Annotated in this window: 14 protein-coding genes and 1 pseudogene; 7 read left to right on the forward strand and 8 right to left on the reverse strand. The window is 73.8% G+C overall.

Annotation, left to right across the window (positions count from 1 at the left end):
* Window positions 1-117: 117 nt before the first annotated feature.
* Both PSQ21_RS00555 and PSQ21_RS00560 read left to right on the forward strand, forming a co-directional pair.
* On the forward strand, window positions 118-993 hold the full coding sequence (locus PSQ21_RS00555; RefSeq protein WP_274028345.1) for a class I SAM-dependent methyltransferase: 876 nt from the start codon (window positions 118-120) through the stop codon (window positions 991-993).
* Window positions 994-1021: 28 nt separating this feature from the next.
* Window positions 1022-1786 carry a GNAT family N-acetyltransferase gene (locus tag PSQ21_RS00560; protein WP_274028346.1) on the forward strand — a complete coding sequence of 255 codons (765 nt, stop codon included), beginning with the start codon at window positions 1022-1024 and terminating at the stop codon, window positions 1784-1786.
* A 42-nt stretch (window positions 1787-1828) separates the two neighbouring features.
* Here PSQ21_RS00560 and PSQ21_RS00565 read toward each other — a convergent pair whose 3' ends face one another.
* The 5 genes and pseudogenes from PSQ21_RS00565 to PSQ21_RS00585 form a co-directional block, all read right to left on the reverse strand.
* On the reverse strand, window positions 1829-2896 hold the full coding sequence (locus tag PSQ21_RS00565) for a hypothetical protein (protein ID WP_274028347.1): 1068 nt from the start codon (window positions 2894-2896) through the stop codon (window positions 1829-1831).
* Window positions 2897-3020: 124 nt separating this feature from the next.
* Entirely contained in the window at window positions 3021-3320 is a 300-nt protein-coding gene (locus PSQ21_RS00570) for a hypothetical protein (protein ID WP_274028348.1), read from the reverse strand.
* A 99-nt stretch (window positions 3321-3419) separates the two neighbouring features.
* A pseudogene (locus PSQ21_RS00575) lies at window positions 3420-3772 on the reverse strand (acyl-CoA dehydrogenase family protein); the annotation flags it as partial.
* A gap of 30 nt (window positions 3773-3802) precedes the next feature.
* Window positions 3803-4957, reverse strand: a complete 1155-nt coding sequence (locus PSQ21_RS00580; protein ID WP_274028350.1) for a methyltransferase — start codon at window positions 4955-4957, stop codon at window positions 3803-3805.
* A gap of 125 nt (window positions 4958-5082) precedes the next feature.
* Window positions 5083-5295 (reverse strand): hypothetical protein, encoded by a 213-nt coding sequence (locus tag PSQ21_RS00585; RefSeq protein WP_274028351.1) that lies wholly within the window; start codon window positions 5293-5295, stop codon window positions 5083-5085.
* Window positions 5296-5453: 158 nt separating this feature from the next.
* Here PSQ21_RS00585 and PSQ21_RS00590 point away from each other — a divergent pair, with 158 nt between their 5' ends.
* From PSQ21_RS00590 to PSQ21_RS00610, 5 genes are all read left to right on the forward strand, one after another.
* On the forward strand, window positions 5454-6005 hold the full coding sequence (locus PSQ21_RS00590) for a GH25 family lysozyme (protein ID WP_274028352.1): 552 nt from the start codon (window positions 5454-5456) through the stop codon (window positions 6003-6005).
* A gap of 296 nt (window positions 6006-6301) precedes the next feature.
* Window positions 6302-7576, forward strand: a complete 1275-nt coding sequence (locus tag PSQ21_RS00595; RefSeq protein ID WP_274028353.1) for a polyprenyl synthetase family protein — start codon at window positions 6302-6304, stop codon at window positions 7574-7576.
* The gene (locus PSQ21_RS00600; protein WP_274028354.1) at window positions 7573-9090 is read left to right on the forward strand and encodes a phytoene desaturase; all 1518 of its coding nucleotides are present in this window, start codon (window positions 7573-7575) and stop codon (window positions 9088-9090) included. Before PSQ21_RS00595 ends, PSQ21_RS00600 begins: the two co-directional genes overlap by 4 nt.
* Complete coding sequence (locus tag PSQ21_RS00605; RefSeq protein ID WP_274028355.1) at window positions 9087-10115, forward strand: phytoene/squalene synthase family protein; 1029 nt, start codon at window positions 9087-9089, stop codon at window positions 10113-10115. The genes PSQ21_RS00600 and PSQ21_RS00605 overlap by 4 nt, the downstream gene beginning before the upstream one ends.
* Window positions 10112-11122, forward strand: a complete 1011-nt coding sequence (locus tag PSQ21_RS00610) for a DUF5914 domain-containing protein (protein WP_274028356.1) — start codon at window positions 10112-10114, stop codon at window positions 11120-11122. The genes PSQ21_RS00605 and PSQ21_RS00610 overlap by 4 nt, the downstream gene beginning before the upstream one ends.
* 37 nt (window positions 11123-11159) lie before the next feature.
* On the opposite strand, the gene PSQ21_RS00615 is transcribed toward PSQ21_RS00610, so the two are convergent.
* From PSQ21_RS00615 to PSQ21_RS00625, 3 genes are read right to left on the reverse strand one after another with little or no spacing between them, the layout of a single operon-like run.
* A complete protein-coding gene (locus PSQ21_RS00615) occupies window positions 11160-12719 on the reverse strand; it encodes an NAD(P)/FAD-dependent oxidoreductase (RefSeq protein ID WP_274028358.1) in 1560 nt (519 codons plus the stop codon).
* A complete protein-coding gene (locus PSQ21_RS00620; RefSeq protein ID WP_274028360.1) occupies window positions 12716-13432 on the reverse strand; it encodes a class I SAM-dependent methyltransferase in 717 nt (238 codons plus the stop codon). The genes PSQ21_RS00615 and PSQ21_RS00620 overlap by 4 nt, the downstream gene beginning before the upstream one ends.
* Window positions 13429-14667, reverse strand: coding sequence for a lycopene cyclase family protein (locus PSQ21_RS00625; RefSeq protein ID WP_274028361.1), 1239 nt, complete (start codon window positions 14665-14667; stop codon window positions 13429-13431). Before PSQ21_RS00625 ends, PSQ21_RS00620 begins: the two co-directional genes overlap by 4 nt.
* Window positions 14668-14859 lie beyond the last annotated feature (192 nt).

Here is a 14859-nt window from a genome sequence, read left to right on the forward strand (position 1 = left end):
CCATTCATCCTCGTTTTTCGGACACGGCGAGTGGGTCCGGAATTCCTGTCCCTATTTCCGGGTAGTGCGGCATCCGATATGGACACAGGACCGTCCACCGATCGGTGAGGGGCTCGCATGAGCGGAGCATTCCGCGGTGAATTCCGCGTAAGGGAACTGGTATTGGGGATCGAGGGGCTCGCGCTGCTGCGCCACGCGGTCGACGGGGACGAGGCGTTCCTGAAGGAGCGGGTGGCGGAGATACGCCGCTTCGCCCGGGCGGACCTCACGGACGAGGACGAGGAGAAGCTGCCGGACGGCGGGGCCCTGGTCAGCGAGCTCGACGCGGCGGCGGGCTACGCGTCCTGGTCAGCGGTGTACGACTCGCTGCCCAGCTCCTACATCGAGGTGGAGGAGCCGGCCGTCCACGCGATCCTCGACGGGCTCGCGCCGGGGGTGGCACTCGACGCCGCCTGCGGCACCGGCAGGCAGACCCGCGCGCTGGCCGCGCGCGGCCACCGGGTCATCGGTGTGGACCAGTCACCGGAGATGCTGGCCAAGGCCCGCGAGCACACTCCGGAGGCCGACTTCCGGGTGGGGCGTATGGAGCGGCTGCCGCTGGAGGACGACTCCGTCGACGTCGCGGTCTGCTCGCTGGCCATGACGCACCTTCCGGACCTCGCCCCGGGCGTGGCGGAGCTGGCGCGGGTGGTCCGGCCGGGCGGGCGGATCGTGGTCACGGACATTCATCCGTTCGTGATCGCCCTTCAGGGGCAGTGCCTCTTCGTCCGTGACTCCGAGGAGCTCGCGTTCGTACGCAACCACGTCCATCTGCCCGGTGCCTACCTGGAGGCGTTCAAACGGGCCGGGCTCCGGGTGCTCGGCTGCCGGGAACCCCTGTTCAACGGGCGTCTGGCGCCCGGAGGTTACGAGGAGTTCATCGCGGACGCGGCCCGCGCCGCCTGGAACGGTCTGCCGATCGTCGTCGTCTGGGACGTCGAAGTCCCCGCCTGAGGGCTGCCCCGCCCGGAAAGTAGACCCGATGACCCTGGCACTGGTACGTCATTCGGAGCGGCCCGAGCTGTGGGACCGCATCCCCGAGCGTTTCGCGGGTGTGGTGCCCGAGTACAACCTGCACGGAGACATCAACGGCGACTACTGGAACCGGTTGTTCGAGGACTTCCCGGAGTTCCAGTTCGTCCTGTACGACGACGAGCGCGACGTGATCGCGGGGGTCGGCCGTTCGCTGCCCCGCACCTGGGACGGCACCACGGCCGACCTGGGGCCGGGCCTCGACGACTCGATCGAGCGGGCCTTCACGGACCGCGACGCGGGACGCGCCCCGGGCGCGCTCTGCGCGCTCGGCATCGAGGTCGCCGAGGACCACCGGGGCCGCGGCCTGTCCAAGGTGCTGCTCGACGCGATGGCACGGACCGCGCGGAACGCCGGGCTCCCGACGGTCCTGGTGCCGGTGCGGCCCACCTGGAAGGACCGCTACCCGCTGGTCCCGATCGAGCGGTACGCCGCGTGGACCCGGGACGACGGCACCCCGTTCGACCCCTGGATCCGGACCCAGGTGGGCGCGGGCGGCACGGTCGCCGCGGCGTCCGCGCGGTCCTCGCGGATCACGAGCACGGTCGCCGACTGGGAGCGCTGGACGGGGCTCGCCTTCCCGGAGGACGGGGAGTACGTCTTCCCCGGCGGGCTCGCCCCGCTCCACGTGGACCGGGCGCGGGACGTGGCCGCCTACTGGGAGCCGGGGGTGTGGATCACCCACCGGGTTCAGGGGGTGCCAGGCGGATCCTGACCGGATCCACGACGCCTGGCACGGCGCCCCGCCCGGCGCTCCCTAGCCGAGCGACTCCCCCGCGTGGATCGCGGTCCAGGCGAACACGGCCATGGTGCGGACCTCGTCCGGACCCGCCTCCGGGCGGCGTTCCGGCGGGAGTCCGGCGATCCCGGCGGTGGCGACGGCGGAACGCCGCAGCCGGTCGAGGACGTCGCCGGGGATCTCTCCCGGCGCCGGGCCGAGGCGCCGGGAGGCGTGGGCCGCCTGCCGGCCGAGCAGCAGGCAGTGTGTCCACAGCTCCTCCGCGAACGCGCCGCCGAAGGCCCCGGCCACCTCCGCCGCGAGCTCCGGCGGCAGGTGCGCCTCCTGTGCGGCGAGCACCGCCCCCTCGGTGAGCCCGGTCGAGGGCAGGGCATCGCGCCACCGGTGGTGGCCGCGGCCACCGTCGGGGCCGTGCTCCTGCCCGACGAGCCGGATGTAGCCCTCTCCGTACCGCATGTACGGAATCCAGCCCGGCTCCTCCAGGACGCGGCCCCGGCTCAGCAGGCAGGCGGCGTCGGCGGCGGAGGTGGGGCAGGCGGCACGGCGGATGCCCTGCGCGGCGTGGCCGTTGATACTGCTGGTGCCTACGTGCTCGACGATGTTCGGTACGGCGAGCAGACTCATCCGGCCGCGTGCGCGGAAGAAGACGGAGAGCTGTTCGTCGTCATGGCGTTCGGGACTCTCGCGGGCCTCCTCCCGGAAGGCGGCGGCCGTCTCGGCCGGAAGGCAGACGCCCAGGGACGGCGTGAACTCGTCCGGCACCGCCCGGACCCAGGAGGCGCCCGCGAGAGCGGCCAGCCGGGCGGCGGCGCCGTTGCGTGCGTGCCAGTTGGTGTAGAACACCAGTGCCTCGTCGGGGAACCGGGCGGCGGCCCGGGCGACGATCTCCAGGAGCTCGACCGGGGCGTCGACGTCGTCCTGGACGACGAGGTGGTGGCGGGCCCCCGGGGCCACGGCCGACCAGGCGACCAGGGCGGTGCGCAACGCCGAGGGCGGGCCCTGGGGGTCCGGGTCGAGCGCGAGGCCGTCGAGCCGTAATCGGGCTGCGAGGTCCTGGGCCTGGGCGAGGCGTACAGGATGAGTCATGACGGACGAGCTCACAGGAAGACTGCTTACGTCGGGCACGCTGCGCTCCTCGGCAGAGATGGTCGCCGGCCATGGTCGCAAAGCTTGGGCGACCGGAGCGGGGCGGCCCACGATTTTGGCCGGATCAGTGGCGGTGGCGGGTTCCCCCGCAGGAACGGGCGAGAGGTTCACTGTCGGTGGAGTACCGCACGGCGCGATGGTCGCGGGGTCCCGGAGCATCGCCGCCGTCCGTGTCCGCCCCGGAGTTCGCGGCCCGGCCGCGAAGCAGCAGCGTGACGGCGACGAGCCAGCACAGACCGAGGACGGCGTCGACGTACACGACGACCGCGAGCGGCAGGGTGGCCGCGCCGTGCGCGGCGGTCGCCGCGAGGACGGAGAGGCCGGCCCCGACCGCGAGCAGCAGGTACCGCAAGGTTCGCCGCACTGTGAGCACCTCTCGTCCGTTGTTCCGCTTCCGAGAAGTGAACGGCAGACCACCGCGTTCTGTGACGGGCCGTTCCGGTCAGATCGGCGGTCGGTCCCCTCACCGCCGCACGCGCGGCGTGCCCAGCCCGATCCAGGAGCTGATCTCCCGCTGGATCTCGTGTCGCCGCCGCCGAAGGTGAGGGTCACGGCCCACCGGTATCCGCGTTCCGGTTCACCGTGGAGCACCGCACCGGCCTACCCCTCCTTCAGCGCGTCCCCGGAGCCGACGATCTCCATCAGCCGGGCGTACGCGTCCCGGCGGGCCTCGGAGCCGTGGACCTCGACCGCCGAGGCGCCCTGGGGGGTGAGCGTGCCGTTCTGGGGGGCCGCGGCCATCTGCCGGTCGAGCAGTCTCATCGCGTCGAGGCGGGTGTGGCTGCGGGCGGGCAGGGCGTGGACCGGCGGCCGGTCGCGGGCGCAGTGCGGTGCGGTGCCTCGCGGTCAGCGCTTGACGGCGCGCAGCACCACGAACTTCGGGTCGCCCGCGACCGTGGTGCAGTTCCCGAAGATCCGGCGCAGGTGGGTGTGGTACGAGAGGTGCCGGTTGCCCACGACCCAGAGCTCACCACCCTGGCGCAGGGCGGTCCGGGCCCCGGCGAACATCGTGCGGGCCGTCGCGTCGGTGGTCGCCGTGTGCGAGTGGAAGGGCGGGTTGTTCAGCACCAGGTCCACGCTTCCCGGGTCGAGGTCGCCGAGACCGTCGCCGACCAGGAAGTCGGCCTTCGCGCCGTCGGGCGCACCGGCCCGGAAGGTCTCCTCGGCGGAGGCGACCGCCCCGTAGGACTCGTCGACGAAGGTGACGTGCGCGTCGGGGTTGGCGATGGCGGCGGAGAGCCCGAGGACACCGTTGCCGCATCCCAGGTCGACGACCCGGACCGCCCCGCCCCGGGTGGGCAGGTGCTTCAGGAAGAAGCGGGTGCCGATGTCGAGGCGCTCCGCGCAGAAGATCCCCGCGTGGTTGACGGCGGTCAGGCCCGCTACCGGGCCCACGTCGGCGGGCAGCTCGTAGCGGTACGGCCACGGGCTCGGCGTACGCGGCAGAGCGGGGTCCGGGGTGCAGAAGATGAGCCGCGCCTTGCGCACCGCCAGGGAGGTGCGGGTCGGGCCGATGATCCGCTCGAAGAGCTTGAGCGTGGAGGTGTGGATCTCCTTGACCATGCCGGTGCCGATGATCACGGTGCCGGGGTGGACGGCGGGGGCGATCCGGTGGAGCTGGTCCTCCAGGAACGCCAGGGACTTGGGCACCCGGACGATGAGTACGTCGATCCGGTCCGGCGGGGTGTCGCGCGAGGACAGCAGCCGGACCGCGTCCTGGTCGAGACCGTTACGGGCGAGGTTGGCGAGGGTCGCGCGCCGGGCCAGATAGGAGTCGCTGATCTGGACGGGCCGGTGTGCGGCCAGCGCGGTGGCGAGCGCCCCCCACCTGTCCCCCACGACCGCGACCGTCCCCGAGAGGTCGACCGAGCCCGTCTCGGGGTCCGTCAGCTGCCGGAGCAGGTATTCGTCGGCGGCGTCCCACGCACGGAAGGGGTCGCGCGGGTGCTCGGGGAAGCGGGCGAGCTCGAAAGTGCCCTGTGAGGTCGTCAAACGGTTCATATGTCACTCAGGCTAGCCGAGGGAGCCGGGGCGCGACCCACCCGCTCCCCGGCTCCCCGCGCCTCCGCCCCGGCGCACGGCTCCGCACGGTCGCCCACCGGGGGCACCCGCGGGCCGTCGGACCGTCAGGGCAGTTGTTTGTCGATGGCCGATCGCCCCTCGGCGGCCAGCTTGCGCCGCGCCCATTCCAGGGTCTCCGGCGTCAGGTCCCGCCCGGAGGCGAGCACCAGGTCCTCCGCGCTCGGCCGGTCGCTCGCGCCCGTGTGCAGGAGCCGGTCGGGCGTGACGCCCTCCGGCCCGGACATGGTCGCGGATACGGGTTCGGACTCTTCGCTCATGCCGCCTCCTCGTCCTTGCGGCAATTCTCGCCCCCCGCGGACCCGGCCGCATCCGAAGAGCCCGCGCACGCCTACCCGGGAGGGTGAATCGGCCCTTGGGGCACCCGGGGAGTGGGCAGGAGAGGGAGGTCGTTGCCCCATTCTCCGAGGCGGTGCCCATGCTCCACGGTGTCGACGTCAGCGCCTATCAGCCCTCCTACGACACGGACGGACTCGACTTCGTCATCGTCAAGTCCACCGAAGGCCGCACCTATGTCAATCCGCGTCTGGCCGCACAGGTGAAGCGGGCCAGGGACGCCGAGTGCGTCGTCGGCTTCTACCACTTCCTCTGGCCGGGAGACGTGGCGGACCAGGTGGACTACTTCCTGAGCAAGACCCCGGAGAAGGCAGGTGACCTGCTCGCGGTCGACTGGGAACAGACCGGGGGCGGTACGCGCGCGAGCAACGCGGACAAGGACCGGTTCATCCGCGCGGTGAAGCGGGAGCGGCCCGACCACCGGGTCCTGCTGTACTGCAACCGCACCTTCTGGCTCGACCACGACACCACCGGCTACGCCGGCGACGGGCTGTGGATCGCCGACTACGGCACCGCGGGCAAGCCCCGCATCGAGGCGGACTGGCGCATTCACCAGTACACCGACGATCCCCTCGACCGGAACGTGGCCGACTTCGGCTCGGCCCGCGCCCTGCGCGACTGGGCGGCCGGATGAGGTGACGGGCCCGGTGCCCCGGCGGCCGCCGCGGACGATCGTCGTCGGGCGGCCCGCCGGGGCGGGCCGGTGCGCCCCGTTCACGTGGGCCATACGGGCGTGGTGGGCGCCGCCATGACGTGTCCGGGGTGTTTCTCCCCCGGGAGTGCGCGGCAGACGTGATCGTCTCTGTGTCAGTGCCTGCTTCCGCTCGGCACGAACTTCTGGTCCCCGTGCGAGTACGCACGCGATCGGGGTACGCGTCCGTGCGGAGTGACGAGTCGTTCGTCACCATCACTGATTCGGAAGGGCGTGAGATGGACCGTCCCCAGCCCACGGAGCACTCGTTCGGCGAGCCCTCACCGTCGGCCCACGAGCGGGACGGGCACCGCCACCCTGTCCCGTCGGCCGAGGACCCGCGGGTCGTCGACCCGGATGTGGCCGATGCTCTCCTGCGCACCGCACGGGCCGTGCTGGCGGAACGGGTCCTTGAGGCCTCGCGGAGCGACGCCCTGTTCTCCGAGGAGCTGGCGCGGCGGGTCGCCGACTTCACGCTCGACGGCGGCAAGCGGACACGGCCCCGCCTCCTGTGGTGGGCGATGCGCGCGTGCGGTGCGGCGGAGACCACGGCCGCTCTGCGGCTCGGGGTGGCGCTGGAGCTGATCCAGACCTGCGCGCTGATCCATGACGATGTGATGGACCGCTCGCGGCTTCGCCGGGGGAGGCCCGCCATGCACATCGGTCTGGCCGAGCGCGCGGGGCTTCGGCCGGAGTCGGGGCGGGGTTTCGCGTTCGGTTCCTCCGCCGCCGTTCTGGCGGGGGATCTCGCGCTGGTCTGGGCCGACGACACGGTGGCGGAGACCGTGCTGTCCGCCGACCAACGCCGGCGCGTCGGCACTCTCTGGCGGGCCATGCGGACCGAGATGGTCGCCGGACAGTACCTGGACCTGCGCGGTCAGGTCAGCGGTGGCTCCTCGACGGCGCGGGCCCTGCGGACCGCCCGGCTCAAGAGCGCCTCGTATTCCGTCGAGCGGCCTCTGGCGCTCGGTGCCGCCCTCGCGGGCGCCGACGAGCGGACCACGGACGCCCTGCGTGCCGCAGGCCGGTCCGCCGGTATCGCCTTTCAGCTGCGCGACGATCTGCTCGGGGTCTTCGGCGACCCGGCGCTGACGGGGAAGCCGTCCGGCGATGACGTCCGCGAGGGCAAGCCGACCTACCTGCTGGCGGTCGCCCGGACGTGGGCCGAAGCCGCGGGCGACGAACAGGCGCTGGCCGTCCTCGGTCGTGTCACGGGCGACGCCGACCTCACCGAGGAGGATCTCGTGGACGTACGCGGCGTCCTCGACGCGACGGGGGCGCGCGCCCATGTGGAGCGGGCGGCGGAGCGCCTTCACCACCGCGCCGTACGTCGTCTGGGACAGGCCGTCGACGTGGACGCGCACGGCGGCCGCCAGCTGCTCGGTCTGCTGCGCACGGTCTCCGGAGACCGGTCCGGCCACTTCGGCGCCGCTCCCGGCGGGACGCGCCACGACGGCGGGTCGGCGGCCGCCACACGGGTCCTGACGTCGGCCGAAGGAGGCGACACCAGGTGATCACGGTCAAGGGGCCCGTCGACCACGTGGTCGTGGTCGGCGCCGGTCTGGCGGGACTGGCCGCCACGCTCCATCTGCTCGGCGCGGGCCGCGGCGTCACGGTCGTCGAGCGGGACGGCGGGCCCGGGGGCCGGGCCGGGCTGCTGGAAGCGGGCGGATTTCGCATCGACACCGGGCCGACCGTGCTGACGATGCCCGATCTGGTGGAGGAGGCCTTCGCCGCCGTCGGCGAGCGGATGGCCGACCGGCTGGAGCTGATGCGGCTGGACCCCGCCTACCGGGCCCGTTTCGCCGACGGCTCCCAGCTCGACGTGCACACCGACGGCGCCGCGATGGAGGCCGCCGTCGAACAGTTCGCGGGGGCCCGGCAGGCGGCCGGCTACCGGCGGCTGCGCAGCTGGCTGGAGCGGCTCTACCGGGTGCAGATGCGCCGTTTCATCGACACCAACTTCGACTCACCGCTCCAGCTCGCCCACCCCGACCTCGCCCGTCTGGCCGCGCTCGGCGGTTTCGGGCGGCTCGACGCGCGCATCGCACGTTTCGTCCCGGACGAACGGCTGCGCAGGGTCTTCTCCTTCCAGGCGCTGTACGCGGGTGTGCCTCCGGCGCGGGCGCTGGCCGCGTACGCGGTCATCGCCTACATGGACACGGTGGCCGGGGTGTACTTCCCCCGGGGCGGCATGCACGCGCTGCCCCGCGCGATGGCGGACGCGGCCGCCGACGCCGGAGCCTGCCTCCGCTACGGACAGAGCGTGACGCGGCTGGAGCGTTCGGGCGACCGTGTCACCGCCGTCGTCACCGACCAGGGGCGCATTCCCTGCGACGCGGTCGTGCTGACCCCCGATCTGCCGGTCAGCTACCGGCTGCTCGGCCGCGACCCGCGGCGGCTCCTCCCTCTCCGGCACTCGCCGTCCGCGGTGGTCCTGCACGCGGGCACGGACCGCACCTGGCCGGATCTGGCGCACCACACCATCTCGTTCGGCGGGGCCTGGAAGAGCACCTTCCACGAACTCACCCGCACCGGGAAGCTGATGTCGGATCCCTCGCTCCTCATCACCCGGCCCACCGCGAGCGACCCCTCCCTCGCACCGCCGGGCAAGCACCTCCACTACGTGCTGGCGCCCTGTCCGAACACCCGGGTCGGGCCCGGGGTGCGGGAGTGGCGGGAGCTGGGGCCCCGCTACCGGGACGAGCTGCTGGCCGAGCTGGAGCGCCGCGAGATGCCCGGTCTCGGCGCGGCGATCGAGGAGGAGGGGCTGGTCACGCCGCTCGACTGGACCGCGCGGGGCCATGCGGCGGGGACCCCCTTCTCGGTGGCCCACACCTTCCCCCAGACCGGCCCCTTCCGCCCGCGCAACCTGGTGCGGGGCACGGTCAACGCCGTCCTCGCCGGCTGCGGTACGACGCCCGGCGTCGGGGTGCCGACCGTCCTGATCTCCGGGAAGCTGGCGGCGGAGAGGATCACCGGCCCCCGGGCCGCCCCGCACTCTGCTCCGGGAGGCATGCGCGTATGACCGTTCGCGAACTCGACGCGGCGGGTATCCACGACCCCGCCCTCCGTGCCGCGTACACCCGCTGCCGCGGGCTCAACGCCCGTCACGGCAAGACGTACTTCCTCGCGACACGGCTCCTCCCCGTCGACCGGCGGCCGGCCGTCCACGCCCTGTACGGCTTCGCCCGCTGGGCCGACGACATCGTCGACGATCTGGACACCACGGCCACGCCCGGGGAGCGCGCCCGCGCCCTGTTGGCGCTGGAGGCCGAGCTGGAGGCGGGGCTGTGGGGGAACCGGGCGGCCGAGCCGGTGATCCGCGCGCTCGCGGACACGGCGGGGAGGTACGGCATCGATCATCGGCACTTCACCGATTTCCTGTCCTCCATGCGCAGCGATCTGACGGTCGGCGGGTACGCCTCGTACGAGGAGCTCGGCCGCTACATGCACGGGTCGGCGGCGGTGATCGGCCTTCAGATGCTGCCGGTGCTCGGGACGGTGGGGCCGCGCGAGGAGGCGGCACCGCACGCGGCCGCGCTCGGTGTCGCCTTCCAGCTGACCAACTTCCTGCGGGACGTGGGCGAGGACCTCGACCGGGGGCGGCTCTATCTGCCGGCCGAGCTGCTGGAGGCTTACGGGGTGGACCGGGAGCGCTTCGAGTGGAGCCGGCGCACGGGGGCGCGGGACAGCCGGATCACCGACGTCCTGCGGGCCGCCGCGGCCCACAACCGGACCGTGTACCGGGCCGCCCTGCCCGGCGTCGCGATGCTCGCCCCGGTCTCGCGACCCTGCATCCGTACGGCGTTCGTGCTGTACAGCGGCATTCTCGACGCCATCGAGGCGGACGGGTACGCCGCCCTGCACCGGCGGGCGGTCGTCCCTCGCCGACGACGGGCCGCCGTGGCGCTGGACGGGCTGGCCCGAGCGGTCGCCGTGCGTACGGTGGGCCGCCGCCGGGAGAGGCAGGTCTCGCCGGCGCGCGGCCTGGCGGCGTCCCGCCTCCGGGTGTCCGGCGCCGCACGCTGGGCGCGGAAGGAGGCGGTGTGAGCCGCGCGGCAGGGTCCCCCCGGCGCGTTCCGCTACGGCTGCGCCGCGCGCCCGTGCCGTGGGAGCGGCAGGCGCCGACGTGGCGGGAGGCGAAGCCGGCGCTGATCGCGCGGGCCCTGGGGCGTGCGCGGAGCCGGCCTTCCGGCAACTGGTACGTCATCGGCGCCTCGCGCGACCTTCCTCCCGGGCGGCCTCTCGGGGTCACCGTCGGTTCCACCGAAGTGGTGGCGTGGCGCGACGGCCGGGGGAAGCTCCGCACGGGCCCGGGAGCCTGCCCTCATCTGGGGGCGCCGCTGCGCGACAGCCCGGTACGCCGCGGCACGCTGGTCTGCCACTGGCACGGGCTGGCTCTGGACGGCGGTCCGTGCGCGGGATGGGAGCCCTTTCCGGCCTTCGACGACGGGGTCCTTCTCTGGGTGCGGCTCGACCGGACGGGGGGCGAACCCCCGTCGGAGAGGCCCTACGTGCCGGTTCGGCCGAGGCTGCGGGACGGTGTGGAGGCGGTCTTCCGCGGTATCGGCCGCTGCGAGCCGGAGGACGTGGTGGCCAACCGCCTCGACCCGTGGCACGGCGCGTGGTTCCACCCGTACTCCTTCGTGGACCTGACCGTGACGGGAACACCCGGCGACGGCCCGGGAGACGACGACGCGTTCACGGTCGACGTGTCCTTCAAGGTGGCCGGGCGGCTGGTGGTGCCGGTCCGGGCCCGGTTCACCGCGCCCGGGCCCCGTACGGTCGTCATGCACATCGTGGAGGGCGAGGGCGCGGGGTCCGTGGTGGAGACGCACGCCACTCCCCTGGCTCCGGACGATCGGGGACGGCCCCGTACCGCTGTGACGGAGGCACTGGTCGCGGCGTCGGACCGTCGCGGGTTCAGGGTGGCCCGCGCGGCAGCGCCGCTGCTGCGTCCCCTGATGCGCGCCTCGGCCGGCCGGCTGTGGCGGGACGACCTGGCGTACGCGGAGCGGCGCTGGCAGCTCCGCGCCGAGGGACGATTCCCGGGTTGAGAGGCGCGGGCCTTTCGTGAGCCCGCGCACGCCTCCGTCAGTCGGTCCCCAGCGCGGCGAGCCGGCGCAGAGCTGCCGAGCGTCCGGTGCGCGGCACCGTCCAGAGCGTCTGCCCGCGTACGCCCCACCGTTGCAGGAGGGCGTTCGCGGCGAGGAATCCGCTGGTCGCGGCGCGCTCCATCAGCGCCACGGGCAGCTCGGTGCGGACCAGGTCCCCGGCCACGGTGACGGCGGGGTCGGGGCTGCGTACCCCCGGCCGGTCGCGGTAGCCGCCCACGGGGAACATCGGGCAGTCCGACCGCCACGCGTGGCGCTCGTCGATGACGCGGGCGCTCCGCGTCTCCGGGTAGATCCGGCGCAGTTGGCGCAGCGTCTCGTGCTGTACGGCGGACCGGTCGGCGTCCGGGGCGACGGCGTAGGCGTGGAGTTCGAGGACCGATCCCCTGGTGCGGGCGGCCCAGCGGGCGGCTTCGCCCTCCCACCGGTCCAGGACGCTCACGTTGTCCAGCGGCCCGTAGCCGCTGGTGCCCAGGAAGCCCGGCCGGTCGTGTGCCACGGGCCGGTCCAGCCAGAGCCGTGAGACGAGGAACGGCGGCGCGGTGCGCAGCCGTGCGATCCGGGCGCGCCAGCCGGCGTCGCCCAGGCGGGGCGAGGCGGCGACGAGTCGGCGCAGGCCGCCGCTGTCCAGGGCGAGGACGAGGGCGTCGTAGCGGGTGGTGCGGTCGTCGGTGGTGAGGTCCAGCCCGCCGTCGGGCAGGGGGTGTGCCTGGCGGACCGGCGTCCGGGTCCGTACGTCGACGCCGTGGGCTTCCAGGTAGCGGTGCAGCGGGTCCCACAGGGCAGCGGGAAACGGTTCGCCGGGAACGTCGAAGAGCAGGCCCTCGCTGGAGCCGAGGAAGTAGATGTGGAACATCAGCGCCAGTTCGGCCGCCGACAGTTCCCGCGGATCGGAGAAAAAGCTGCGGGAGAACACCTCGAACGCGAGGTGGTGGGCGGCTTCCGGGAACCGGATGCGGGTGAGGAAGTCATGGGCGCTGACGCCGTCGAGCCGGTCGTAGACGTCGGGCACGCGCACGTCCAGCAGGGGCAGGGCGGCCCGCGGGTTCATCCGGGCGAGGTCCCGCACCCCGAATGTCGGGCTGAGGGCGACGAACCCCAGGGCGCTGAGGGGAGGGGTGCGGGGTACCCGGGCGAAGCTGTCGTGCAGACCTGAGCTGTGCCGCAGGGGGTAGTCGGGCAGCCGGGTCAGCGAGTGGAGCCCCGGGTCGACACGGCGCAGCAGGCCGCGCAGGTTGTAGTACTGGCGGAAGAAGGCGTGGAAGCCGCGGCTCATGGTGACGGTCGCTCCGTCGGCGAGCTCGGTGGGCCAGCCCGCCAGCCGTCCGCCCAGGCTCCGTTCGCTCTCGTGGAGGGTGACGCGTACGCCTCGCTCGGCCAGGAGGGTGGCCGCCGCGATCCCGGCGATGCCGCCGCCGACGACCGCCACGGCAGGGGCCCGGCCGGTGAACCGGGCACGGCCGGCAGGGGCGGGGATCACGGCCGCCCGCCGGTCACGGCCCCGCCGCGGGCCTGTTCCGCCGTCCCTCGGGAGCCTCATGCCGGCTCCCCCGCGCGGCCGGTGAACGTGTGGGTGATCCCGGTCTGCCAGCCGGGCAGCGGGAGGGCCCGTACGTCGGTGAATCCGGCCCGCCGCAGGCGGCCGGCGAAGGCGGGGGCCGTGTCGAACTCGATGACGCTGCGCCTCAGATGGCGGTACAGCTCGGTGTCCCCGGCGAGGCGGCCGGCGGGCTGGACGATCGCGGCGCAGACCGTGTTCCACACGCAACGGTGAACGCGGGATCCGCCGAGCGTGTACTCGTGGACGGCGAGACGGCCGCCCGGTGCGAGCAGACCGCGCACCATGTCGAGGGTCATGTCGGGGTCGGTCAGGTTGCGGAAAAGGTACCCGGCGAACACCGCGTCGTAGGCCCCGTTCTCCAGCCGCCCGGCCAGCTCCTCGACCGGGCGGTGCACGAAGTCGACGCCGCGGGGCCAGCTCTTGGCCGCCGCGCGGTCCAGCATGCCCGCCGACGCGTCGACCCCGGTGATCCGGGCGTGCGGGGCGGCGGCGAGGAGCGCGGCCGTGGAAGCACCCGTGCCACATCCCAGGTCGAGCACGCGCAGCCCGCGTCCGCCCTCCGGCAGGCCCAGGCGGCGTGCGGAGCGGCGCAGGTGGGCGTGGTAGCCGGGGCTGGCCGCGACGAGGCGGTCGTAGGCGGCCGAGCCGTGGTCGAAGGCCGCGGACAGTGCGTCACCGCGCAACACGCTCATGAAGTGCTCTCTTCGTGGTCGGTCGGTGTGGGAGGGGGCGGAGCCCCGGGGAGTTCACGCCGTGGTCGGAAGGGGAGTTCGACGACGGTCCGCAGCATGGGGACCACCGGGGTCCGCGAGCCGATGAGCAGGTCCTCGTGCAGCCGCGTACGGCCGTCCATGAAGTTCAGCAGCCGGTCGCCGGGCACACCGCGGAAGAGACGGCCGAAGAAGTCCGCGCCGTCCACCCGGCCGCTGTCCAGAGCCCGCAGCATCACCGCGTCCATCGCACGCGCCCGCCACCCGTGCGGCGGAGGCACGCGCAGCGGTCGTCCGCCGCGCAGCTGCGCGGCGATGGACCGGCTCTGTCGCTGTACGGCGGCGAAGGTGTAGCCGGTCGAGGCACGGGTCGCGCCTCCGGCGGTGCCGATGCGATACACCGAACGCCCCCGCTTGTGCGGAAAGCGACCGTCCGTCATGGGGATGACCCCGTGCTCCTGTGCCGTGACGTGGAACGGTCCGAGCCTCAACACCTCGTGGGTGTAGTGGCGCAGGGCACGCCGGTAGCCGTCGGCGTCCAGCGGGGCGGGCGAGAACTCGGTGTACTCGACCAGCGCGGTGTGCGGGTCCAGCGGCAGGACATAGCCGAAGGAGAGCCCGCGAGCGGGCTGCGGCGTGCGGAAGTCCATCAGGTCCGCGGTCGCCGGATCGAACACGGGACGCTCGGTGCGGACGAACCAGCCGGTGAAGTGCTGGAGCAGTGTGGTGCGTGCGGGCGGCAGGCGGCGGGGCGGCCGGGAGTCGAAGACGAGACGGCCCCGGACGAGGATCCGTTCGCCCCGGGCGCCCCGGGCGTGGACCTCGCCGCCGCCGGACGGGACCGCGCGCACCTCGCTCACCGTCGCCTCCATCCGGCACAGCGCCGGCGCACGGGACAACCGCTGCTCGACCAGTGCTTCGAAGGCGTCCGAGCGCAACATCTTGTAGCGCAGCGCCGAGAGCCGGGTCACCGTGCGGGCCCCGTCGGCCGCCCGGACCCGCAGCCGGTGCCAGGAGGCGGTCAGGCTCGGATCGTAGGGCCCGCCCGGCGGCTCCCAGAAGCACCAGGTCCGCGGGGGCGGCCTCAGAGGACCCGGCGGGGCGTCGACGAGGGCCACCGACAGCGGTACGGGGCTGTCCGGCGCGCAGAGGTGGTGGGCCAGGCTCAGCCCGGCCGCGCCGGCCCCCACGATGACGACGTCGAAGTCGACGGGCACGGCTTTCCTCTCGGTCGGACAGGTACGAGCCCCCGCGGTGTGGCGGAAGCCGATGTCTTCCCACCCCGGCCCCCGCGCGGGACGCGTGCCAGGCGACCGTATCCCGCTGTGCCCGCTACCACCCGGTCTGACCTGCCGCTCCTACCTGAGTGGCGGTAAGGCGCGGCCGCCGTCCGGGCTGCGCCCCCGGGC

It is taken from the genome of Streptomyces sp. MMBL 11-1, assembly GCF_028622875.1.
In the GTDB taxonomy this organism is placed as follows: domain Bacteria; phylum Actinomycetota; class Actinomycetes; order Streptomycetales; family Streptomycetaceae; genus Streptomyces.